This is a genomic window from Streptomyces sp. NBC_00390 (genome assembly GCF_036057275.1).
Lineage (GTDB): Bacteria > Actinomycetota > Actinomycetes > Streptomycetales > Streptomycetaceae > Streptomyces.
Map to the genome: position 1 here is coordinate 4,897,031 of NZ_CP107945.1, position 23,963 is coordinate 4,920,993.

General features: G+C 69.6%; 18 protein-coding genes and 1 pseudogene. 15 read left to right on the forward strand and 4 right to left on the reverse strand.

Annotated features, from left to right (window positions below):
- Positions 1 to 9 precede the first annotated feature (9 nt).
- The 9 genes from OHS70_RS21570 (at position 10) to OHS70_RS21610 (ending at position 12,274) form a co-directional block, all read left to right on the forward strand.
- Positions 10 to 2,055 (forward strand): flotillin family protein, encoded by a 2,046-nt coding sequence (locus OHS70_RS21570; RefSeq protein WP_328399488.1) that lies wholly within the window; start codon positions 10 to 12, stop codon positions 2,053 to 2,055.
- A gap of 95 nt (positions 2,056 to 2,150) precedes the next feature.
- Entirely contained in the window at positions 2,151 to 7,073 is a 4,923-nt protein-coding gene (locus OHS70_RS21575; RefSeq protein WP_328399490.1) for a DNA repair ATPase, read from the forward strand.
- A 453-nt stretch (positions 7,074 to 7,526) separates the two neighbouring features.
- Positions 7,527 to 7,874: a hypothetical protein gene (locus OHS70_RS21580; protein ID WP_328399492.1), complete on the forward strand. Its 348-nt coding sequence runs from the start codon at positions 7,527 to 7,529 to the stop codon at positions 7,872 to 7,874.
- 251 nt (positions 7,875 to 8,125) lie between these two features.
- The gene (locus OHS70_RS21585; protein ID WP_328399494.1) at positions 8,126 to 8,434 is read left to right on the forward strand and encodes a DUF427 domain-containing protein; all 309 of its coding nucleotides are present in this window, start codon (positions 8,126 to 8,128) and stop codon (positions 8,432 to 8,434) included.
- Entirely contained in the window at positions 8,431 to 9,003 is a 573-nt protein-coding gene (locus OHS70_RS21590) for an SRPBCC family protein (RefSeq protein ID WP_328399496.1), read from the forward strand. The genes OHS70_RS21585 and OHS70_RS21590 overlap by 4 nt, the downstream gene beginning before the upstream one ends.
- 259 nt (positions 9,004 to 9,262) lie before the next feature.
- A complete protein-coding gene (locus tag OHS70_RS21595; protein ID WP_328399498.1) occupies positions 9,263 to 9,703 on the forward strand; it encodes a MauE/DoxX family redox-associated membrane protein in 441 nt (146 codons plus the stop codon).
- Complete coding sequence (locus OHS70_RS21600) at positions 9,684 to 9,872, forward strand: hypothetical protein (protein WP_328399500.1); 189 nt, start codon at positions 9,684 to 9,686, stop codon at positions 9,870 to 9,872. The genes OHS70_RS21595 and OHS70_RS21600 overlap by 20 nt, the downstream gene beginning before the upstream one ends.
- 31 nt (positions 9,873 to 9,903) lie before the next feature.
- Entirely contained in the window at positions 9,904 to 11,496 is a 1,593-nt protein-coding gene (locus OHS70_RS21605; RefSeq protein ID WP_328399502.1) for a radical SAM protein, read from the forward strand.
- Positions 11,486 to 12,274, forward strand: a complete 789-nt coding sequence (locus OHS70_RS21610) for a class I SAM-dependent methyltransferase (protein WP_328399504.1) — start codon at positions 11,486 to 11,488, stop codon at positions 12,272 to 12,274. Before OHS70_RS21605 ends, OHS70_RS21610 begins: the two co-directional genes overlap by 11 nt.
- A gap of 27 nt (positions 12,275 to 12,301) precedes the next feature.
- On the opposite strand, the gene OHS70_RS21615 is transcribed toward OHS70_RS21610, so the two are convergent.
- Together OHS70_RS21615 and OHS70_RS21620 are read right to left on the reverse strand one after the other, a co-directional pair.
- Positions 12,302 to 13,180, reverse strand: a complete 879-nt coding sequence (locus OHS70_RS21615) for a cytochrome c biogenesis CcdA family protein (protein WP_328399506.1) — start codon at positions 13,178 to 13,180, stop codon at positions 12,302 to 12,304.
- Positions 13,181 to 13,187: 7 nt separating this feature from the next.
- Positions 13,188 to 13,778, reverse strand: a complete 591-nt coding sequence (locus OHS70_RS21620) for a redoxin family protein (RefSeq protein WP_328399508.1) — start codon at positions 13,776 to 13,778, stop codon at positions 13,188 to 13,190.
- Between the two features lie 178 nt (positions 13,779 to 13,956).
- Between OHS70_RS21620 and OHS70_RS21625 the strand changes: the two are divergent.
- From OHS70_RS21625 to OHS70_RS21640, 4 genes and pseudogenes are all read left to right on the forward strand, one after another.
- Positions 13,957 to 14,370: pseudogene (locus OHS70_RS21625) on the forward strand (hypothetical protein); the annotation flags it as partial.
- A gap of 674 nt (positions 14,371 to 15,044) precedes the next feature.
- Positions 15,045 to 17,123, forward strand: coding sequence for an NACHT domain-containing protein (locus OHS70_RS21630; protein WP_328399510.1), 2,079 nt, complete (start codon positions 15,045 to 15,047; stop codon positions 17,121 to 17,123).
- A 116-nt stretch (positions 17,124 to 17,239) separates the two neighbouring features.
- Positions 17,240 to 17,506 (forward strand): hypothetical protein, encoded by a 267-nt coding sequence (locus OHS70_RS21635; RefSeq protein ID WP_328399512.1) that lies wholly within the window; start codon positions 17,240 to 17,242, stop codon positions 17,504 to 17,506.
- A gap of 131 nt (positions 17,507 to 17,637) precedes the next feature.
- Positions 17,638 to 19,344, forward strand: a complete 1,707-nt coding sequence (locus OHS70_RS21640) for a class I adenylate-forming enzyme family protein (RefSeq protein WP_443062635.1) — start codon at positions 17,638 to 17,640, stop codon at positions 19,342 to 19,344.
- Between the two features lie 74 nt (positions 19,345 to 19,418).
- On the opposite strand, the gene OHS70_RS21645 is transcribed toward OHS70_RS21640, so the two are convergent.
- Positions 19,419 to 20,705, reverse strand: a complete 1,287-nt coding sequence (locus OHS70_RS21645) for a M6 family metalloprotease domain-containing protein (RefSeq protein ID WP_328399516.1) — start codon at positions 20,703 to 20,705, stop codon at positions 19,419 to 19,421.
- A gap of 276 nt (positions 20,706 to 20,981) precedes the next feature.
- On the opposite strand from OHS70_RS21645, the gene OHS70_RS21650 reads away from it, so the two are divergent.
- Together OHS70_RS21650 and OHS70_RS21655 are read left to right on the forward strand one after the other, a co-directional pair.
- Entirely contained in the window at positions 20,982 to 21,632 is a 651-nt protein-coding gene (locus OHS70_RS21650) for a TetR/AcrR family transcriptional regulator (RefSeq protein WP_328399518.1), read from the forward strand.
- A gap of 132 nt (positions 21,633 to 21,764) precedes the next feature.
- Complete coding sequence (locus OHS70_RS21655; RefSeq protein WP_328399520.1) at positions 21,765 to 23,288, forward strand: MFS transporter; 1,524 nt, start codon at positions 21,765 to 21,767, stop codon at positions 23,286 to 23,288.
- Positions 23,289 to 23,400: 112 nt separating this feature from the next.
- Here OHS70_RS21655 and OHS70_RS21660 read toward each other — a convergent pair whose 3' ends face one another.
- Positions 23,401 to 23,925: a MarR family winged helix-turn-helix transcriptional regulator gene (locus OHS70_RS21660; RefSeq protein WP_384037488.1), complete on the reverse strand. Its 525-nt coding sequence runs from the start codon at positions 23,923 to 23,925 to the stop codon at positions 23,401 to 23,403.
- Between the last annotated feature and the right edge of the window lie 38 nt (positions 23,926 to 23,963).

Consider the following 23,963-nt stretch of genomic DNA (forward strand, 5'->3'; position numbering starts at 1 on the left):
GGATTTTTCATGGATGCCATCACCATGGGCATCGGTGTGCTCATCGCCGTTGTCCTGCTCATTGCCGTCGCCATGCTGTTCGTGATCAGCCGACTGTTCCGGAAGGTGGAGCAGGGCAAGGCGCTGATCGTGTCGAAGATGCGCAAGGTGGACGTCACCTTCACCGGGCAGGTCGTCCTGCCCGTGCTCCACAAGGCCGAGATCATGGACATCTCGGTGAAGACCATCGACATCACCCGGACCGGACGGGACGGGCTGATCTGCAAGGACAACATCCGGGCCGACATCCGGATCTCGTTCTTCGTGAGGGTGAACAAGACCGTCGAGGACGTCATCAAGGTCGCCCAGGCGATCGGCACGGCACGCGCCAGCGACAAGGAGACACTGCAGGATCTGTTCAACGCCAAGTTCTCCGAGGCACTCAAGACGGTCGGCAAGCAGCTGGACTTCACCGACCTCTACACCAAGCGCGACGAGTTCCGGGACCGGATCATCCAGGTCATCGGCACGGACCTGAACGGCTACAGCCTCGAGGACGCGGCGATCGACTACCTGGAGCAGACGCCGCTCGCGCAGCTGGACGCCTCCAACATCCTGGATGCCCAGGGCATCCGGAAGATCACCGAGCTGACGGCTGTAGAGCACGTGCGCACCAATGAGTTCCAGCGGCACGAGGAGAAGGAGCTCACCCGGCAGAACGTCGACGCCCGCGAGGCGATCCTCGAGCTGGAGCGCCGACAGGCGGATGCCGAGGTCAAGCAGAAGCGGGAGATCGAGACCGTACGGGCCCGAGAGGAGGCCGAGACGGCCTGGGTGGTCGAGGAAGAGCGGCTGCGGGCACAGAGCGCCTTCCTGAAGACGGAGGAGCAGCTCGGTATCCAGCGCGAGAACCAGGCCCGCGAGGTCGCCGTCGCCCAGAAGAACCGCGAGCGCGTCATCGCCGTCGAGAACGAGCGCATCGAGAAGGACCGGCTGCTCGAAGTCATCGCCCGGGACCGGGAGACCGAACTGACACGCATCTCCGCGGAAAAGGAGGTCGAGGCCGAGCGCCGGGAGATCGCCGAGGTCATCCGCGAGCGGGTCGCGGTGGACCGTACGGTCGCCGAGCAGGAGGAGTCCATCAAGAAGCTCCGCGCGGTCGAAGAGGCCGAGCGCAACCGGCAGACCGTCGTCATCGCCGCCGAGGCCGAGGCACAGGAGCAGCTGGTCAAGGACATCAAGGCCGCTGAAGCCGCCGAGCAGGCCGCGATCCACCGCGCCGCGGAGGAACTCACCCTCGCCGAGGCCCGCAACAAGGCCGCTGACATGGACGCCCGCGCCAAGGTCCGCCTTGCCGAGGGCATCCAGGCCGAAGCCGCAGCCGAGGGCCTGGCGGCGGTCCAAGTACGGGAGAAGGAGGCCGACGCGATCGAGAAGGCGGGCCGTGCGGAGGCTGGGGCAACGGAGGCCCGGCTGCGTGCCGAGGCGGCCGGCACCCGTGAGAAGGCGCTCGCCGAGGCCACCGCCATCGGCGAAAAGCTCAAGGCGGAAGCCGCGGGACTGACCGAGAAGGCAGCCGCCATGGCTGCCCTGGACGAGGCGTCCCGTACGCACGAGGAGTTCCGGCTGCGCCTGGAGGCGGAGAAGGACATCCGTCTGGCGGGCCTGGACGTCCAGCGTCAGGTCGCCGAGGCGCAGGCCACGGTGCTCGCCACCGGCCTGGAGAGTGCCGACATCAACATCGTGGGAGGCGAGTCCGTCTTCTTCGACCGGCTCGTGCAGTCCATCTCACTCGGCAAGAGCGTCGACGGCTTCGTCGAGCACTCGCAGACCGCGCAGGCCCTCGCGGGACCGTGGCTGGACGGCTCCGCGTCCTTCACGGACGACCTCACGAAGATGCTGGGCGCGGTCTCGACCGTGGACGTACAGAACCTCACTGTGTCCGCACTGCTGATGAAGCTCATGAAGACGGGCGGAGCACCCACCGCGCAGCTGAGCCAACTGCTCGACAAAGCAGGTGAACTCGGCCTCGCCGACACCCCGCTCACCGCGCTGAACGGCACCGCGAAGAGCTGACCGCCCCGGGGGAGCGGTCGGAGGTTCCGGAACCGCCGGACGGGGGTCGGCGGCTCCGGAACCTCAACCACAAGCACATAGGGAGTGTGAACTGGATGGACAACGGCGGGGGCGGCATGGACGCCGGAACGTACGAGGTGCTGCGCGACCGGCTCGGCGCGCAGGCCACCGAGCTGGCCCGGCGCGCCGAGGCACTCAACTCGGCCCGCATCGCCGAGTTCGGAGCCGGCGAGTTCGCCCTGACCGGCACCGAGCGCATCAGCACCGAGACCGCCTGCGTGGGGCGCGACATCGTCGCCATCGGCGACAGACTCCTCCTCGGCCACAACACCGCCGCCGCCTTGACCCCGCGGACCACGGTCGGTGACGTCTTCTCGCTGTACGACCGCGAGCTGAACCGGCTCGCCGAGGACGCAGTACCCGGTCTCCTCGACGACCCGGACTTCAACCGAGAATTCGCCGCTCTTCACCGCTACTTCCAGGGAGCACGTCTCCTCCGGCTACGCCACGTCGAGGGCAAGCTGCTGGCCGTCTTCCAAACCGGAGAGCAGGCCGACGACATCCGCGTCCTGCGCTGGTCAACCTCCCCGTCCGGCGAGACCCGCTTCCTCGACGCCCGCGGTGAGCGCGACCACACCTTCCCCGCCTCGCACGACCTCACATGGGTGGAGACCACACGCGACGACCACGTCCTGGGCCGGTGTCCGCACATCTCCGTCGCCGACGGCACGCTGTTCGTCTCGACGGTCGGCGGCACGCTCACCGTGAAGACCGAGAACGACACGGAGTCCGACCAGGGCACATACAGCGAGCCCGTCGACGAGCCGCTGCAGTCGCTCGCCGATGCGAACGTTGCGTACGCCCGCGCAGGCGCGCTGATCCTCCTGCGCGTCCGCCCGTACAAGGAGGAAACCGAGCGTCACCTGGTGTTCAACGCCCTTACGAAGTCCGTCGTCAGGCTCGACGGCATCGGACAGTCCTGCCGCCGTCTGCCCGACGACCAGGGCATCGTCTTCCCCGGCGGATACTGCCTGGCCACGGGCACCGTGAAGACTTTCGACACCGATACCGCAGACGACCTGGAGTTCGAGCGCGTCCTGCACTCCCCCAACGGCGAGGACGTGCTGTACGCATTCCACTCCCGCCTCGAGGGCCGCAGTCTGCTCCTCTCCTACAACCAGATCCGCAAGGAGATCACCAGTCGCCTCACCTGCCAGGGCTACGCCCTTCTCGACGACGGAACCCTCGTCATCCTGCGCACGCCCGCCTCCGAGGGCCCGGCCCGCGTGCACGTCGCGCAGGTGTGGCGGAGCCCATATGCATCCGACGCGTACGCCGCCGCAGCTCCGGCCGGCTCCGGGCCGCTCGCCAGGATCGGCAACGCGGACCTGGTCCGCGGCCTGTCCGACTGCCTGGCCGTCGCCCGACAGGTCGCCGAGACAGCCGCGGCCATCGAAACGTACGAGGCTCTCGTCGCCGCATGCACCCGTGCCGCCGACGCCCACCACTGGCTGGGTGACCCGGAGACCGGGGATCTGCGGACCCCGCTGGACGCGGTACGCGTCACTGCCGAGCATGTGCTGGACGAGTTCCGGGGCGTGCAGGAGATGACGCGGAAGGCGGCCGGCGCGCTGGCCGAGTCCGCCGGGCACATCGCCCGCCTGGTCCGGCGCATCCGTGGCGAGGCCCCCGTGAGCGCCGGGGAATGGGTCGCGCGCATCACCGAACTGCGCCAGGCACACGGGCACCTGCTGACGCTGAAGGAGATGCGGTACGCCGACCCCGAGCGCATCGACGAGCTCGCGACGGATGTGGAGGCCGACGTAGCCTCCGCGGCGCAGCGCGCCGTCGCCTTCCTTCAGCGCGAGGACTCCTTCACCGGCTACCAGACGGAGATCGAGAGGCTGACCGCGGACGCCGTGGCGATCACCACGGTCGCCGCAGCGGGGCCGGTCGCCCAGCGGCTGGATGAGCAGGCCTTCGGTCTGCAGTCACTCGCCGAGGTCATCGCGGGCCTGGAGATCGGCGACGCCACTGTGCGTACCTCCATCCTGAAGCGGATCGCCGACGTCCTCGGCGGCGTCAACCGCGCTCGTGCCACCCTGGCCGCCCGCCGCCGGGAGCTTCTCGACCACGAGGGCCGGGCCGAGTTCGCCGCCGAGTTCGCCCTGCTGGGCCAGTCTGTCACCGGTGCGCTGGCCGCCGCCGACTCCCCGGAGAACTGCGACGCGCAACTCGCCCGGCTGCTGCTCCAGATGGAGAACCTGGAGTCGCGCTTCGCCGACCACGACGACTTCCTCACCGACGTCGCGGACAAGCGCACCGAGGTGTACGAGGCGTTCTCCACGCGCAGGCAGACGCTCCAGGACACCCGCGCCCGGCATGCCGAACGGCTCGCGGAGTCGGCGACACGGGTCCTGGAGGCGGTCGCCCGACGGACGGCCACCCTGGACAGCCTGGACGCGGTCAACACCTACTTCGCCTCCGACCCGATGACCGCAAAGGTCCGCCGCACCGCACAGGAGCTCCGTGCGCTCGGCGACCTGGTATGCGCGGAGGAGCTCGAGGGCAGACTGAAGGCAGCGCGCCAGGAGGCCGGCCGAGCACTGCACGACCGTACCGAGCTGTACGCGGACGGCGGCGAGACGATCAGACTCGGTCGTCACCGCTTCACCGTCAGCAGACAGCCCACGGAACTCACCCTCGTCCCGCACGAGGACGGCATGGCCTTCGCCCTGACCGGCACCGACTACCGCTCCCCCGTCACAGCCCAGGATTTCCCGGCCACCCGTCCCTACTGGGGCCAGCACATCCCGTCCGAGAACAGCGAGGTCTACCGGGCCGAACACCTCGCCGCGCAGCTGCTGGCCGAGCATGGCCCGGAAGCGCTCGCCGGATCCGACCTGGCCGCTCTCACCCGCCGGGCGGCCGAAGCCGCGTACGACGAGGGCTACGAGCGCGGCATCCACGACCACGACGCGGCCGCGATCCTGGCCGTCGTGCTGCAACTGCACGAGGACGCCGGTCTGCTGCTCCACCCGGCAGCGGACCGTGCCGCTGCCCAGCTGTTCTGGACGTACGGGACGACATCCTCGGCACGCGAGACATGGGCCCGGCACGCCGTGTCGCTGATACGGGCACGCGAGACTTTCGGGACGGCCCCGGCGCTCGACGCGCTGCGGGGCGAAATGACCGATGCGATGGCCGCCTTCGCCGCCGGAATGCCGGGCCTGCAGGCGCACCGCCACGCGGGAGCCGCCGCCTACCTGGTCGAGGAACTCGCCACCGGGGAATCCTTCACCACCAGCACCGCGGCCCGCACTTTGCTCGACAAGTTCCGCCGTGCTGTCGGCTCTTCCCCGTACGAAGAGGACGTACGCACGCACGTCGAGGACAACGACCCGGCCGCCGCTCACCGGCTCGTCGAAGGCTGGCTCAGGTCGTACGCCGATGCCTGCGGGGAGGACGTCGACGCCGGCGACCTCGCCGAGGCCGTCGCGATCGAGCTCTGCCCCGACCTCCCACGGCGCGAGGTCGACGCCCCGCTGACCAGCACCGTCAGCGGTCTGCTCGGGACGCACCCGCGAGTCACCCGGAGCGACCTCCCCGTCCGCCTGGACGAATTCCTCGTCCGGACGGCGGACTTCGCCGACCGGGCAGTGCCCGGCTTCCGTGCGTACCAGAAGCTGCGCGGCACCCTCGTCGCCGCAGAGCACACCAGGCTTCGCCTGGACGAATACCGCCCCAGGGTCATGTCGTCGTTCGTGCGCAACCGGCTCGTCGACGAGGTCTACCTCCCTCTCATCGGGGACAACCTCGCCAAACAGCTCGGTGCCGCGGGAGACAGCAGGCGGACCGACAACAGCGGCATGCTGCTCCTCCTCTCACCGCCCGGCTACGGCAAAACGACCCTCATGGAGTACGTCGCGGACCGCCTCGGCCTGCTCCTGGTCAAGGTCGACGGTCCGGCGCTCGGCCACGCGACCACATCACTCGATCCGGCCGAGGCCCCGAACGCCACCGCCCGGCGGGAGATCGAAAAGATCAACTTTGCGCTTGCGGCGGGCAACAACGTCCTGCTGCACCTGGACGACATCCAGCACACCTCTCCTGAACTGCTGCAGAAGTTCATCCCACTGTGCGACGCCACCCGCACGCTCAACGGCCACAACCTGCGCGGCAAGCGCTTCGCCGTCTGCATGGCAGGCAACCCCTACACCGAGTCGGGGCAGCGCTTCCTCATCCCCGACATGCTCGCCAATCGCGCCGACGTCTGGAACCTCGGCGACGTCCTGACCGGCAAGGAAGACGCCTTCGCCTTCAGCTTCGTCGAGAACGCCCTCACCTCGAACTCCGTCCTCGCACCGCTCGCCGGGCGCGACCGCGCCGACCTGGACCTGCTGGTACGCCTCGCCGCTGGGGGTACCACCCATGCCGAAGGCCATGGGGGAAACCCGACCGCTCGGCGCGACCGGCTCATCCACCCCTATGCCCCGGCAGAGCTCGACCGCATCCTCGCCGTGCTGCGCCACCTGCTCACCGCGCGCGAGACGGTCCTCGCGGTCAACCAGGCGTACATCGCCTCCGCCGCCCAGACCGACGCCACCCGCACCGAACCGCCCTTCCAGCTCCAAGGTTCGTACCGCAACATGAACAAGATCGCCCAGCGCGTCGTGCCCGTCATGAACGACGCCGAACTCGCGGCCGTCATCGACGACCACTACACAGGCGAGGCCCAGACTCTCACCACCGGAGCGGAATCCAACCTCCTCAAGCTGGCCGCCCTGCGCGGCACACACACCAAGGAGCAGGCCGGCCGCTGGGCGGAGATCACGTCCACGTACAGACGCCGACAGGCCCTGGGCGGACCGGAGGAGGATCCGCTCACCCGAGCCGTCGCCGCTCTCGGTCTGCTGGCCGACCGGGTCGCTGCGGTGGAGTCCGCGATTGTCCGCGCTGCCGATCCCCGCCACATGCTCACCAACCCGAACGCCCGGCAGGCGGCCCCGTGGCAGTAAGCCAGCAGAGGCAAGCGGACCACTCGATCGTGGGTGGGCGCCGGGCGATGATCTCTGCCGCGACCGGCGCCGTCGCCCTGGTGATCGCGCCCCCATCCACGGCAAGCTCAGCGGCGAACTCACCGTCGGCCACTGAAAAGCAGCCCGCAGGCACAAGGCGGAGCCCCGGCCAACCGCCGCGGCGCTCGGCATTCAAGATCATTATCGACGGCAGTTGTTCATGCTCACCGAGGCCGGGTACCGGACGGTTCAAGCGCCCGCACGCCGCTCTGCTCCGCGGAGGCCGCGCGTCGGGCCATAGGCACGTCGCGCTTCCGGCAGCCTGAGCGGCTGCGGGCTGCCGCGCCTGGGCAGTGACCGGCCGCAGCCCGGGGTGTCACTGTGTCCGCAGCAACGCGACAGGCGTGAGGGCACCCTCAATCGCCGGAAAGGTCGCGGTCCTTTGGAGGGGACATGTTCCACTGGCTGTGGATAACTGTGTGGTCGGTCATCATTCTGCCCCTCGCCGCGGTCCTTCTGTCGGGGCGCGCGCCACAATGGATGCGGCGGCAGTCGACTCCGGGTGGCCTCAAGGTAAAGGGGATCGCGGCCCTGGTCCTTTACACAGGCGTGCTGATCCCGGCCATTCCATCGCTCGCCGGAATGCGGTCGGAGGACGCCGAATTCCTGAGGATGGTGCTTGTGCCCTCGGCCGTCTTCGCGGGACACGGGCTGATTCTCGGAGCCACACTCTGCGACCGGTTCAACCGCAGTGAGGCGACGCCCGCCACGCACTCGGCCTGGTCGGGCAGCGAGGGCTGACTGCCTCCGTCCACGGACAGGTCGGCAGCGCTTCCTGCCGGCCCCGGCACAGGCCGCTCCACACGCGATGCCCCGCCTGAAGTGGCCCAGCGTGCGGCCGCGACCGAGTGCACCGGACGTCATCTCCCGCATCCTCGCCGGGATGGGTGAACTGCGCAGCGAACGGTAAGCACGGTCACTGAGCCACGCGCCGACCACGCATAACGTCGTCCGTCCCGGGAGTCCCCCGGCACATGATGAGGAGTGAGACCATGCTGCGGGCTGTATGGAACGGCACCGTGATCGCGGAAGCTCCCAAGACGGTGATCGTCGAGGGCAATCACTACTTCCCGCCCGAGACCCTGCACCGTGAGTACTTCATGCCGAGTTCCACGAGGTCGCTGTGCTTCTGGAAGGGGGTAGCCCGGTACTACGCCGTCACCGTGGACGGGCAGACCATTCCAGACGCGGCCTGGTACTACCCGCGCCCGAGCCCCCTCGCCCGCCGGATCAAGAACCACGTCGCCTTCAGGCACGGGATCGCAATTGAGGTCGCGGACGAACCGGGGATCGCCTCGTGACCGGCCGCAGCCTGGCTCGGTCTGCGGCCTGGACGGCAGGGGTTGCGACCGTCGCCGCCGGCAGCTGGGCGGGGCTGGTCAGCGGTGCACTGCCGGTCGACCTGGGCGTGGGGCGGCGCATCCGGCCGCTCGGGCCGCAGGCTGTCGACATCGCGGCGCCCCAGGAGGCCGTCTTCGATGTGATCGCCCAGCCGTACCTGGGACGGGCCACCAGGGCAATGCGGGAGAAGGTCCAGGTGCTCGAGCGTGGCAGCGACATGGTGCTCGCCGCACACATCACGCCGCTGGGCAGCCGGTGGAAGGCCGTCACTGTGGAGACGGTGCGCTTCACCCGGCCCAATCGTGTCGACTTCCGCCTGGTGCGCGGGCCGGTGCCGTACGTCGTCGAATCCTTCACCCTGGCCGAGGAAGCCGCAGGAACCCGACTCGTGTACGAGGGAAAGCTGGGCACCGACTTGTGGGGGGCAGGCACGTGGTGGGGCACGAAGGTGGCTGCCCGGTGGGAAGCGACGGTCGCGGCATCGCTCGAGTCGGTCAAAGAGGAGGCGGAACGCAGGGCCCTGCTCTGACCGCGTAGGCGCTCACGCCGCCAGTTGGGTCGCTGATCAAGTCGAAGGCCGCAGTCACCGTCTTGCGGAGCTCCCATGCGTCGGCCCGGGCGCGGATCGCTGGAGCACTCCGTACGCGGGTGTGCCCAGTGGCCGCGGCAGGCCGGCGTTGCAAAGGGCCAGAGGCTGAGCGTCCATTTTCGATGCTCCGCAGGGCCGCGGCCGGTTCGGTGAGCGCGCTTACAGTTCTCGGCGGCGCCGCGGGCATAGCGTGCGCAGCATGGTGCTGCGGATCGTGCTGGGCGCGCTGTTCGCCGCGATGGCGGCCGGGCAGCTCGCGTCCTTCCGCCACATGCCCGGGATCATCGCCGGCTATGGGCAGGTCGTCGGCCCGGGTGCGACCGTGCTCGCCGTGGCACTGATCGTGGGCGAGTTGGTGTGCGGGGTGTGGTTTTTGGCTCGCCCGCGATCCCGCGCGACAGTCCCGGTGTGGGTGTTCGCGGGCGTGGCGGTGGTGTGGGCGTTGCTGGCCGTACAGGCGTACGCGCGTGGGCTCACGGTTGCCAACTGCGGCTGTTTCGGGATCTACCTCACCCAGCGCCTGAGCTGGCTTGTGCTCGTCCAGGATGCACTGCTGCTGCTCTACGCCGGGCTGCTGCTACGCAGAGTTCGCATGGTTCGAGAGCACGAGGAGGCGGCGCGTGACCTCCGGACCGCGTGAACGTTCCCGTCTGTGCGGGCTGCTCGGCCTGCTGGGCGCCGGCGTGCTTGCTGCCGTCGGCGGATTTCTGAGCAACCCGTGGCTGATCATGGTCGGCGCGATGGTGGTGGTCATGGCATACCTCCTGCGCTGCCGCATCCGCCGCTGTCGCGGCGCTGTGCCCTTGTGACCGCTGCTCGTAGACACCTGAGGAGTTCTGTATGACGCAGGCACCCGAACCGCGGCGAGGCAAGACCGATCGCGACGAGGTGTTCGTGGAGTTCACCAAGTCCATCTGTCCGGTGTGCAAGGTGCCTGTCGACGCCCAGGTCAACATCCGCGACAACAAGGTGTACCTGCGCAAACGCTGCCGTGAGCACGGCCAGTTCGAGGCCCTCGTCTACGGTGACGCGGAGGAGTACCTGTCTTCCTCGCGCTTCAACAAGCCGGGGACGATCCCCCTCGCCTTTCAGACCGAGGTACGCGACGGCTGCCCGAGCGACTGCGGGCTGTGCCCGGAGCACAAGCAGCATGCGTGCCTGGGGATCATCGAGGTCAACACCGGCTGCAACCTGGACTGCCCGATCTGCTTCGCCGACTCGGGTCACCAGCCTGGGGGTACCTCCCGGACGAAGTCTGGGGGAGGCTACTCGATCACGCATGAGCAGTGCGCGCGGATGCTCGACACTTTCGTCGAGTCGGAGGGCGAGGCGGAGGTCGTGATGTTCTCCGGCGGAGAGCCCACGATCCACAGGCACATCCTGGACTTCATCGACCTCGCCCAACAGCGCCCAATCAAAAACGTCACGCTCAACACCAACGGCATCCGGCTCGCCTCCGACCGCGCCTTCGCCGCCGAGATCGCCAGGCGCAACGAGACGCCGGGCAGGTCTGTCAGCGTCTACCTCCAGTTCGACGGCTTCGACGAGCGCACCCATCTGGAGATCCGGGGCCGCGACCTGCGGAAGATCAAGCAGCAGGCGCTCGACCACTGCGCCGACGCCGGACTGACCGTCACCCTGGTGGCCGCCGTCGAGCGCGGGCTCAACGAGCACGAGGTCGGTGCGATCGTCGAGTTCGGTATCGACCACCCGGCCGTACGGTCAGTGGCCTTCCAGCCGGTCACCCACTCCGGGCGCCACGTCGCCTTCGACCCGCTGAACCGCCTGACCAACCCCGACGTCATCAGGCTGATCGGCGAACAGTTGCCCGGATGGTTCCGCAAGGGCGACTTCTTCCCCGTGCCGTGCTGCTTTCCCACCTGCCGCTCCGTCACCTATCTGCTGGTGGACGGCGCGCCCGGCGACCGGACCGTGGTCCCCATCCCCCGGCTGCTGAACGTCGAGGACCACCTCGACTACGTCACCAACCGCGTCATGCCCGACCACGGCATCCGCGAGGCGCTGGAGAAGCTGTGGTCCGCCTCCGCCTTCATGGGCACCGAGACGACACAGGAGAAGCTGCGCGCCACGGCCGAGGCCCTGGGCTGCGCCGACAGCTGCGGCATCGACCTGCCCGGGGCCGTGAAGGACCTCAGCGAGAAGGCGTTCATGATCGTGGTGCAGGACTTCCAGGACCCCTACACCCTCAACGTCAAGCAGCTGATGAAGTGCTGCGTCGAGGAGATCACCCCGGACGGACGGCTCATCCCCTTCTGCGCGTACAACTCCGTCGGCTACCGCGAACAGATCCGCGCGCAGATGTCCGGCGTCTCGATCGCACAGGTCGTGCCGAACGCGCTGCCGCTCGCGGACCGGCTCACGACGACACCGTACGGGTCGAAGACAGTGAGGGAGACGCGAGATGAGCGATGACCGGCTCAAGGCGTGCTGCGCCGCCGCGTACTCCTCCGATGTCGTCGCCCTCCTGCTGGGCGAGTCGTACCATCCCGGAGGCACGGCACTGACCCGCCGCCTCGCGGACCGACTCGCCTTGTCCGCGCAGTCCCGCGTCCTGGACGTCGCCTCCGGCCGCGGTACCACCGCGCTGCTGCTCGCCGACATCCACGGGGTACGGGTGGACGGCGTCGACTACTCCGCTGCCAACACCACCCTCGCACAGGGGGCAGCGCAAGCCGCGGGACTCTCGGAACGGGCTGTATTCGTCACGGGCGACGCAGAGCATCTGCCATACGCGGACGGGGTGTTCGACGCTGTGGTGTGCGAGTGCGCCCTGTGCACCTTCCCCGACAAAGCGAAAGCCGCCGTCGAGTTCGCCCGGGTCCTGCGCCCGGGCGGCCGCCTCGGCATCACCGACGTCACCGCCGTTCCGGACCGTTTGCCACCGGAGCTGTCCACGCTCGGCGCCCGCATCGCCTGCATCGCCGACGCCCGCCCCACGACCGAGTACGCCGATCTCCTGACCGCCGCCGGACTGCGCACGATCATCGCCGAACGCCACGACCAGGCCATGATCCGCATGATCGACCAGATCGAGGCCCGGCTGAACCTGCTGCGCATCACCGCCCCGGCACGACTCGCTGAGGCGGGCTTGGACACGGCGGCGGCCCTGCCCGTACTGAAAGCCGCGCGCGCCGCCGTCACGGACGGCGCACTCGGCTACGCACTGCTGACGGCGGCCAAACCCCGATAGTCGCCCGACGGCAGCGCACCAAGACCCTCAGATGGTGTGCGGATCGATGCCCGTAGTGCGCCGGCGACGGGCCCGCCGGACCCGCACCAGCACCGCAGCCGCGATCAGCAGGCCCGCGAAGACGCCGGCGATCACCGAAGGGCCGACGGAGTCCAGGGCGTCGGCGATCGTGCGCTGGACGGCGCCTGCCGCGTCGATGACCGGGTCCCGGGTGGCAGGGTCGCGCTGGACGCGGATTTCGTACCAGCCGTAGTACGCGACGTACGCACCCACGAGCAGAAGCAGTCCGCCGCCGAGCCGAGGGGCGATGGCGCCAAGACGGCGCAGCCGGGTGACGGCAGTCGTGCGGGTGAGGGCGACGGTCAGCGAGGCGGCGCCGACGATCAGGCCCATCCCGCCCGCGTACGCGGCGAACAGCGCGATGCCCTCGCCGGTGGATCCGCCGCGGAAGGCGGAGACCACGATGGCGAGGAACGGTGCGATGGTGCAGCCCAGCGAGGCCGTGGCGTACGCCATGCCGAACAGTGCCATCGAGGGGAGGGAGCGGGTGACGGCGGGGGCCCGGCGGATCCTCGGGGTCAGGGCGGGCAGTTGGCGCCCGGCGAGCAGCCATGCCCCCGCCCCTGCCATGACGAGTCCGAAGACGATGGTGAACCAGGGCAGCTGCTCCTGGACCTGGCCCGCGACGGGCTGGATGGCCAGCCCGAAGACGCCGAAGAGCGCGGCGAAGCCGGCGGTCATCGCGGCGGTGGCCGTCAGCGCCCGGCCGACGGCGACCGTGCGGCCGGGGGCGTCGTCGCCGAGGACGAGCAGCGACAAGTAGGCGGGGAGCAGGGCGAAGCCGCACGGGTTGACGGCGGCGAGCATGCCCGCGCTGAGTGCGAGGGCGAGCGGCAGGTCGGCCATGGTGTACTCAGCCGGTGAGTCCGGCGACCTTCTCGGCCAGTCCTTCTCCGCCGGGCAGGACGCCTTCGTAGACGGTCTTGCCGTCCTTGTCGAGGATGACGTAGCGGCTCTGCTCGGTGACTTCGAACCGCTTCCACACGTCACCGGCCTCGTCGGACAGGTGAGGGAAGGAGCCGGTCTTCGTCTCGGAGACGAAGTCCTTCATGGCAGCGTTCTTGTCGAGGCCCGCGACGCCGACCACGTTCGCCTTGCCCGCATAGTCGGCGGCGACCTTGGCCGTCTCGGCTGCCTGAGCCTTGCACTTGGGGCACCAGGGGGCCCAGAACCACAGCACGGTCGGCTTGCCCGCCAGGGTCTTCACGTCGAACGGCTTGCCGTCCACCGTGGAGGCGGTGAACTTCAGCGCTTCGGGCACCTCGGCGCCGGTGCTGCCGGCGTCACCGCCGTCCGACGAGGCGGGCGGCTGCGCGGGGGACGACGTATTCGAGGGCGCTGCTCCGGCGTCCCCGGTGGAGTCTGAGCCGCCTTCGGTTCCGCACCCGGCGACGGTGATCAGGGCAGCGGCCATGACGGCCGGGACGAGGGTGCGGGCGCGCATGAAGGACTCCTGTGTGTTCGGGACCTGGTGCGACTGTAGATCCGCCAGGCCCGGCAGGCGTGCGCGGAGGGCTTACGGTTCGGTGACGTCAGCCCGCGACGTCCTTGAGGCGGGAGGTGTCGAGGACCGTGATGCGGCCACGGGCGAGGCGCAGCAGTCCTTGGGGATGGGGAGGAACATGGGCTGGTTTCTCGGTCTCGGCATTGCCGGTCTGGTGCTTCTTGTGCTCTCGCTGGTCTTCGACGGCCTGTTGGAGGGAGTCTTCGACGGGCTGAGCGGCGGTCTGGACGGATTTCGGTCGCTGCCGGTGATCGCCGGGTTCCTGTCGATGCTCGGTTTCGCCGGCGCGATCACGCTGGGCGCTACCGGTCTCGGGATGGGAGCGGCCACTGGGGTGGGAGTTCTGGCAGGGGCCGGCGCAGGGTGGCTGACGTGGAAGTTCAGCCGCGCTTTGATGAGTGACGCGGACTCGGACGCGCCGCGTGGTGAGGACCTGGTGGGCAGTTCGGGCACCGTTGTCACCGGGATTCCCGCAGACGGCTACGGCGAGGTACTGGTGTATCTCGGCGGGCAGCCCACGAAGTTCGCTGCGAACGGAATTGGACCAGCACCAGCCACCAGCAAGGCCACCGGATCGATCGCTGGCGACCCGCCGGCGAGAACCAAGGCACGTTCCTCGCCGGCAGTGAGCTCGGTGACCATGCGCGTCGGCCAGGAGCTTGGGAAGCCGAGCGCGGTCAGGAAATCGCGCGCAGTGCCGGCCGGTTCGGGGGAGGACAGCCCGGCGTGCAGCCGCTCGCGACGGCGTTGCTGGGCGTGCATGATCGGCCCAGGTAGGCGACACGCACCGCGATCGCCGTAATCGCCCACGACACAGGTCACCGGGCTTCAGCAGAGGTGTTTCCACTGGATCCTGGAGTCCGAGCGCGCGCAATTCACCGGAGACGGCAATCCCGGTGTGGTCGGTCTCTGGTAGGACGGGCCGTGCGCCAGTGGCGGGTTGCCGCAGGCCGGACAGGGGTCGAGCAGCGGGCAGTTGTGCCGACGGCACGCGTAGACCGTGCACGTCGGCGCGGCTCATGATGCACACGATGTCCGATAGTTGCGCCGGGATCTGGGTCACAGAAGTTCTGGTTTCGGTGGGGGTGAAAGTGTTGAGCGAGATGGCACCGGAGGGCTGCCCCGAGGGGGCTGCTGCTGTCTGCGAGGAGCTCGGCTCGGTGAACCGCCCTCTTGCCGGCCGGTGGTTGGTCCAGGATGGCGGTCATGGGGACGGGGCGTGGGTTCGGGCTGGCTTGGGCGGCTGCGGCGGCGGCGCTGTGCGGAATCGCTCTCGTACTGGGTGCGCGGGTGCTCCCCGCTGCCGGGACGGGTGACGTCGACCCCGCGGGTGCGCTACTGGGCCTGGTGGGCCTGGCCGCGACGGCGGTGGGCACGTTGTGGTCGGGACGGATGGCCTATCTGGCGCTGCGCTTGCAGGAGTCCGACGCGGCTGGGTTGGCGGACCGGTTGGCGCGGGAGGTGAAACGCCAGGAGGAGCAGGCACGCCGCCGATTGCTGGGCGGCAGCATCCGCTCGATCGACGTCTCCTTCGCCTTCGAGCCTGCTCCCGCGCACAACGCCGAAGGCGCCGCTCCGCACGGCATCCTGGGCGAAGTGGCCGACTATTACCGTGCCCTGCGGCCGGGACGACTGGTGATCACCGGCGCGCCGGGCGCGGGTAAGACGGTCCTGGCGCTGCACCTGATGATGCGCCTGCTGGAGGAGCGCAGACCAGGGGAGGCGGTGGCGGTGCGCATGACGCTGTCCGGCTTCGATCCCACCCGCCAGACCCTGGAGAAGTGGATCACCGAACGCCTGGTGCGCGACTACCCTCTGGGCACACGCGAGGCCCGGTTGCTGATGGCTGCCCGACTGGTGCTGCCGATCCTGGACGGCCTGGACGAGATGGATGAAGAAGACTTCCTGGGACATCCCACCTCCGCCGCAGCGGCCCGCGCCACCGCCGCGCTGCACGCCATGAACGCTTACCTGGACGGCACGGCCCTCGGCCAGTTGGTCGTCACCTGCCGCAGCGCGCCGTACTCCGTACTGGAGGCTGAGGAAGTATGGGCACAGGACGCCGCCCGCATCATGTTGCGCCCGGTCACCGCGGAAGCCGCCTGGGACTTCCTGGTCGCGCGCACCGCCGCGCCGCAGCGGTGGGAGCCGGTGCTGGACGCCCTCGCTCAGCACCCGGACGGCCCGCTGGCCCGCGCTTTGTCCACTCCGTGGCGGCTGACGGTGGCCGCCATCGTCTACGACCGGAGCCGTCCCAGCGGGATCTGGGACCGCTACCCCACAGAGTTGCTCGACCCCGCGCTGGACACCGAAGAGAAAATCCGCGACCACCTGCTCGGCCTGCTTGTCCCAGCCGCCACCGCAGGCCCCGTCCAGCCCGGTGCCGACCACGCGCCCGCCGCTCCCTACACCCCGGACCGGGTCCATGCCTGGCTGACCGTACTCGCCCTCTACCTGCAAACCAACACTGTGACCGGCCGGGAGATCAGCGGGCGGCTTCTGCCCGGCACTGACCTGGTCCTGCATGAAATGTGGCCACTGGCTGGGAGCAATCGGGCGCGCGTGGCCCACGCGGCGCTGGCCGCCGTGCTGGGTTTCATCGCCCTGCCAGGGCTGCTGACCCCAGGTCCGCTCTTTCTCACCCACCGTGAGATTCTGCAGGTGATAGGGATCATGGCAATGCCAGCCCTGATGGTGATGGCAACGTACGACCCTTGGCAAGAGCCGACCCGAATGTCCCTGACGGGATTGAAGACCTTGCGAGAGCTCGTCGTGATGATGCTCGTGGCCGGGCTCGCCATGGCGCTGGTGTCCGCAGTCAAACACGACCTCGCAACGGGCGCTGCTTTCGGGCTCGCTGCCCTGGCGTCGACGCTCGGGGTCGCACTCTGGGGCAAAGCAGGGAACGGTGGGCTCACCTCGCGGGGCATTGTGCGCGGTGACCTGATGGCCGGGCTCGCAGGCGGGCTGGGAGGCGCGCTCGTAGCCACGCTCGTGATTGCTCTGGCACCCGACAACAAACCAGGCCCGGAGCCCGTGCCTTTGAGCTTAGGTCTCTGCCTCGGGCTCATGATCTGGATCACGACTGGTCGGGCCAGCGCGCGGTATCTCTGTCTCCTGCTGTGTACGCGTCGTCTGTGGGCACGGGTGGGATGGCTGCCCTGGGGGTTAGGGCGGTTCCTGGACTGGTGCTGCGAGGCGGGGCTCATGCGCACGGCCGGGTTGGCGTATCAGTTCCGGCACCGGGAGCTGCAGGACTACCTTGCCCGCACCGCAGCCCCCTGAACACCGCCCGGGCCACCTGCTTCAGCGTGACACGGAACCTCTTTGGCTCGTGGACGGCGCAGCGCCCAGCAAAGCGGCCATCGCGTCGGCGGCATCGGCCGGGTCGGGGTGCAGGCGTGACGTTGCTTCGGACGGAGCATGCACGAGGTGCGTACGAGTGGTCCAAGGACGTCATCACCGAGAAGGAGAATTTCGCGCGCGCCGAGGTCAGCAAGGAGACGGCGGGCGGCATCGCCGGCACGAACGACCTCATCGATTCCTGGGCCGACACCCGGGGCGCCAAGGGCACCGACGCCGCCGAGAACGCCAAGGGCGAGGCGAAGCGGAGCTACATCACCGGCCGCGAGGAAGCGTACTCGGCCCTGCGCACGGCGGAGAACTGACCGGTGACGCCGATCGCGGCGCGCACCTCCTGGGGGCGCTCGGGTGATCGTGTCTCTCGTCGGGCCGTATGTGCACCTTGACGGTGCCGAGGACCCCGCATAGCGTCGCGCACTGTACTGAGCAAGCGCTTATGGAGGGGCGATCTGTGCCGCACCCCGATCCGTCCGTCCGCCCCGAGGCCGCGCTGACCGCGCCCGGTGCTCCCTTTGCCGTCGTACGCGCCGAGGACGGCGGGCTGCAGTACGCGGACGGGCCGCGCACCCTGCGGGAATTCGTCGAGGCCACCTGGGCGTTCGGGGACCGGCCGTTCCTCGTCGCGGAGAGCCGGACGTACACCTACGGCGAGTTCTTCGCCGCCGCGAGTGCGCTGGCCCGGCGGCTTGTCGAGGAGTACGAGCTGCGTCCCGGCGACCGGGCCGCCGTCGCCATGCGCAATCACCCCGAGTGGCAGATCGCCTTCTGGGCAACGCAGTTGGCGGGACTGGTGTCCGTGCCGCTCAACGCCTGGTGGACCGAGGATGAGTTGGCGTACGCCCTCGACGACTGCACGCCGCGGGTGCTGCTGGTCGACGGGGAGCGGCTGCCCCGCATGGAGGCGTGGCGGGCAGGAAACGGCGTGCGGGCCGTGGTCTTCCATCACGACGGGCCGACGGGTGAGGGTGTCGAGCGGTACGAGGACTTCGACGAGCCCGATCCGTCCGCCGCGCCGCCGGCGGTCGAGGTGGCGGCCGAGGCCGACGCCACGATCATCTACACCTCCGGAACCACCGGCCGGCCCAAGGGCGCCGTCGCCACCCAGCTCGCCCAGGCGGGAGCAGCGGCCAACCCGCGCTTCCACGCCACCGCCGCGGCGCTCGCCCGCGGCATCGTGCCCGGCCAGGGGCGGGCGCCCGTCGTGCTGATGACGTTCCCGTTCTTCCACGTGGCCGCCTTCACCACGCTCTACACGATGATGGCGACCGGCGGCACGCTCGTCCTGATGCGCAAGTGGAACGCCGAGCAGGCCCTCGCGCTCATCGAGCAGCACCGGATCACGCACTACTCCGGTGTGCCGGCCACCGCGCTGCAGCTTCTCGACGCCGCCGAGCGCACCGGGGCCGAGCTGGCGACGCTCACCAACCTCAGCACCGGCGGAGCCGCCGCGCCGCCCGATCTCGTGGCCCGGCTGACGACTCGCTTCGGGCATCGGATCGAACCGCGCAACGGGTACGGGCTGACGGAGACCAGTGGAGGTGTGCTCGCCAACTTCGGCGTCGGATACCGCGAGAATCCCGGAAGCGTGGGCCGTCCCGCACCCGCCACCGAGGTCCGTATCGCCGGTCCGGCCGGCGAGGCGCTGCCCGAGGGCGAGGTCGGCGAACTCTGGTTGCGCGGCCAGTCCCTCGTCCGCGGCTACTGGCGCGACGACGAGGCGACCGCGGCCGCCTTCCGGGACGGCTGGCTGCGCACCGGCGATCTCGCGACCGTGCACGACGGGCGGGTCAGCATCGTCGACCGGATCAAGGACATGGTCATCCGCGGCGGCGAGAACGTGTACTGCGTCGAGGTCGAGGCCGTGCTGCACGACCACCCCGATGTCGCCGACGCAGCCGTCCTCGGCGTGCCGCACCCTGTCCTGGGGGAGGAGGTCGCGGCGGTCGTGCAGCTGCGGGACGGCGCCCTGGTCACGGCCGAGGCGCTCAGGGAGCACGTCGGCCGGACGCTCGCCGCGTTCAAGGTGCCGGCGCACGTGGTGCTGCGGGACGAGCCGATGCCCCGCAACCCGACGGGCAAGATCCTCAAGCGCGAGCTGCGTGAACCCGTACGGGAGCAGCTGGAGCTGCTCAAGGAGGCGTGATCCGGCTCAGGAGTGGTGGTGCAGGCCGAGAACGAGCGGGTTGTGCCGGCCGAAGGGGAGCGGCTGGTGCCGGTTCAGGAGCGGGTGATCCGTACCCGGTAGATGCCTCCCGCGTCCTCCCGGACCACGGATATGCGCACCCCGGTCTCGTGGTCGCTGAAGGATTCGCCGGGCTGGTAGGGCGCATCGGACAGCTCCGCGTGCACATTGGGCCGCCGGGTGCAGCCGCCGCTGTCCCGTTCGCTGTCCATGACGGTGACCGGGCCCCGCCCGGTGTCCACGCCGGTCCGCACCCGGTAGATCAGCACTCCCGGCTCGCAGACGGCCTCGTCGTTGCCGGACCGGGTGCGCACCTCCACCGCGTAGCCGCTGTCCTCGTCCACGGGGACGATGGCCAGCTTGGACCCGCCCCGGGTGGCGAGCGGGGTCAGCGCGTACTCCGTGGTGCCGGGTGCGGACACGCAGCTGATCTGGCTGTTGTCCAGCCAGCCCAGCTTCCATTTGTGCCAGCCCAGCAGATCGTTGTTGGCTCCCCAGTCCTCGGACATGATGTCCCAGTGGCCGACCGCGCCCCCGCCGTCATGGGTGTAGAGGTCGGGCAGGCCGAAGACATGGCCGTTCTCGTGGGGCAGGACGCGATAGCCCGTCTCCGCGTACGACCCGGAGCCGTCGTCCTGGCGGCTGTAGACGAAGGACGTGTTGGCGAGCGGGACGCCGTCCGCGTACGGGGCTTCCTCGTTCCCGGAGAAGGTCACCGACAGCACGGTGTCCAGCGCGGACGGCCCGGCATTGGGCGTGACCAGCACGTTGATCAGGTCGTACGCGCTGAAGTCCACCTTGGGGTCGGCGACCGAGACCAGATCCTGGACGAGCCGCCGGTAGCCGGGTTCGTACGACGAGCCGCGCTCTATCCCGTACGCGGCGAACGGCATCGGCATCCGTAGCCAGTCGCTCACGGGGGCGTGCGGGCGGTAGCTGAGCCGCCCGTACGAGCTGGTGCTGAACCACTCCGATGTCTGCGGGAAGAACTCGGCGAGCCGGTCGAGTGCCGAGCCCTCCCCCTGAGCGTCCGAAAAATCGATCATGAGATTCAGGGCGCGCACGGGTCCGGTCGAGGCCGCGTACCCGGGCGGGGTCGGCATGCCCTCCGACATCTGCACCCCGAGCGTCGTGGGGATACGGCAGGGCCCGAGCCCCGTCGCATCGGGGGCGGCCACCGGTCCGGCCGAGGCACGGGACGGGGCGGGGAGCGTGGCGCTCGCGGTGGTCAGGGCGGCGAGGGTGAGGGAGGCGAGGGCGGCCAGTGCTCCGAGGCGGTGGGATCCGCCCCGGCTGCGTATCCGGGGGCGCGTCTGCTCCATGAACTCGCCTTCGGGTCCGCGGCAGCAGGCCGGACCCTGGCTGCACTCCGTCCCGAAACAGCCTGATTCGGGAGGGGGTGGTGCGCCCGTCGGGTGGTCCGATCGTGCGATTTTTCGTCGGCGAAGGACTACCGCGCAGTAGGGGTGACTCAGGTCACATGGGGGCCGGAAATAACCGGGGATCGATTCCCCGTTTGGACCTGTGTCCCCGCGAAACGGGGAGTCGGTCCCCGATTACGGGACCGGGTGGAACCGACCTGGAGAGGGAGTGGAGCTGTGAGCCCCGCCGCCGCCACCGAAACGCGCCGCACGCCGCGCCCGCGGGCAGACGCCCTGCGCAACCGCGAGCGGATCGTGACGGCAGCGCGCGAGATGTTCGTGGAGTTCGGACCCGAGGTCCCTCTCGACGACATCGCCCGCCGCGCCGGAGTCGGCAACGCCACGCTCTACCGCCACTTCGCCGACCGCGCGGTCCTCGTCCGCGAGGTCGTCCTCAGTGTCATGACCCGTACGGTGCGGCAGCTCGAGACCGCCGACGCCGAGGAGGCCGACCCCTTCTCCGCGCTGCGCCGCTTCGTCCACGCGGCCGCCGATGAGCGGATCGGTGCCCTGTGCCCGATGCTCTCCGGCAGCTTCGACTCCGACCATCCCGATCTGCACGCCGGGCGCGAGCGCCTCGAGGCAGCCGTGCAGAACCTCGTCGAACGGGCCCAGAGCGCGGGCCGCATGCGCGCCGACGTCGCCGCCGGCGATCTGATGATCGCGCTGTCCCAGCTCACCCGGCCGCTGCCGGGCATCGAGTGCCCGAACATCGACCAGTTCGTCCACCGCCATCTTCAGCTGTTCCTGGACGGCCTCGAAGCGCCCGCGCGCTCCGAACTGCCGGGTGCGGCCGCGACCCTGGAAGACCTCCGGAGCTCCATGTGATGCCGTAAGCCCCCGGGCAGGGCCCGCGTCCACGGCCCGCCAACTCCCCTATTGAGCAAGCCTCTTACTCACTTCACTCGCGAGGGCAGGTGCCCCGCGTGATCTCTCCGTACTCCTTAGGTGGCCAGACCCATGCCAAAAACGCCCGACATGTCTCTCCCTGATGCCAACCGCTGGAAAGCCCTGGTCTTCATCGCCCTCGCCCAGCTGATGGTGGTGCTCGACGCGACGATCGTGAACATCGCGCTGCCCACCGCCCAGCAGGACCTCGGCATATCCGACGCCAACCGGCAATGGGTCATCACCGCCTACGCCCTGGCCTTCGGCGGACTGCTGCTCTTCGGTGGCCGTATCGCCGACCTCTGGGGCCGTAAGCGCACCTTCGTCGTCGGACTTATCGGCTTCGCCGCGGCCTCCGCGCTCGGCGGCGCGGCGAACGGCGAGGCGATGATGCTCGGCGCCCGCGCCCTGCAGGGTGTCTTCGGCGCGCTGCTCGCGCCCGCCGCGCTCTCGCTGCTCGCCGTGATGTTCACCGACGCCAAGGAGCGGGCCAAGGCCTTCGGTATCTACGGTGCGATCGCCGGTGGCGGTGGCGCCGTCGGCCTGATCCTCGGCGGCTTCCTCACCGAGTACCTCAACTGGCGCTGGACCTTCTTCGTCAACATCCCGTTCGCGATCGTCGCCGCCGTCGGCGCGTACTTCGTGATCCGTGAGCCCGAGGGCGCGCGCAACCGCTCGTCGCTGGACATCCCGGGTGTCGTCCTGTCGACCCTGGGCCTGGTGGCGCTGGTGTACGGCTTCACCCGCGCCGAGTCGGCCGGCTGGTCCGACAGCCTGACCGTGGGCATGTTCATCGCCTCCGTGGTGCTGCTCGCCGCCTTCGTCGTCACCGAGGCGAAGGTGAAGGCGCCGCTGCTGCCGCTGCGTGTGCTGACCGAGCGCAACCGCGGCGGTGTCTACCTCTCGCTGGGCCTCGCGATCATCGCCATGTTCGGGCTCTTCCTCTTCCTGACGTTCTATCTGCAGGTCGTGAAGGGGTACTCGCCGGTCAAGACGGGCTTCGCGTTCCTGCCGATGATCGCGGGCATGATCACGGGCTCGACCCAGATCGGCGCCCGTCTGATGACCCGCGTCGCACCCAGGCTGCTGATGGGCCCCGGCTTCGTGGTCGCCGCGGTCGGCATGCTGATGCTGACGCAGCTGGAGATCGACAGCTCGTACGCGGGCCTGATCCTGCCGGCGCAGCTGCTGCTGGGCCTGGGCATGGGTACGGCGTTCATGCCGGCGATGTCGCTGTCCACGCACGGGGTGAACCCGGCCGACGCCGGCGTCGCCTCCGCGATGGTCAACACCTCGCAGCAGGTGGGTGGCGCGATCGGTACGGCGCTGCTGAACACCATCGCGGCCTCCGCCACGACCGCGTACATCGGCTCGCACGCCGCGGGGGCGAGCGACCCCAAGCTGCTGGAGCTCCAGGGCATGGTGCACGGCTTCTCGTCGGCGATCTGGTGGGCGGTCGGCATCCTGGTGGCCGCCGCGACGATCGCGTTCACGCTGATCAACACCGGGCGTCCGGGCGGCGGTCCGGCCGTCGCGGGCTCGGGTGACGCCGATACCGTCGAGGACGAGGTGAAGGTCCCGGTCATCGCGCACTGAGGGGCAACACGAACGCGTGAGAGATCACGCGTGCGCTGGAGAGATCACGCACGACCGAAGGGCCTCGTCCGATCCATCGGACGAGGCCCTTCGGTGTGCCGGCGCGCAGCCGTCAGCGCAGCCAGGGCAGATCCGCACCGGTGTCCGGCGGCTGAAGCCCCTCGGCCATGACACGCATGATCTCGCCGAGCTGCTCGACCTGCTCGGGGGTGAGCCGGTCGAACATGGCCTGGCGTACGGCTTCCACATGGCCGGGCGCGGTCCGCCGCAGCACGTCGTGGCCCGCGTCCGTGAGCACCGCGTTCTGGCCGCGCTTGTCGGAGGGGCAGTCCTCGCGGCGCACCCAGCCGTGCTTCTCCAGACGGGCCACGGCGTGGGAGAGCCGCGACCTCGTGATCTTGGCGTCGACGGCCAGCTCGGTCATCCGCTTGCGGCGGTGGGGGGCCTGGGAGAGCTGGACCAAAAGGCCGTAGTAGACGTGCGGCATCCCGGCGTCCCGCTGCAGCTGGCGGTCGAGATGGTCCTCGAGGAGGGTGGTGGCGTGCAGATAGGCGCGCCAGACGCGCTGTTCGTCCTCGGTCAGCCAGCGCGGCCCGGCGCCGCTCCCGCCATTGGATGCCGTGTTCATGTATCCCACTCTACGACCCATTCTTGAAAGTTGAACAATATGGGGCT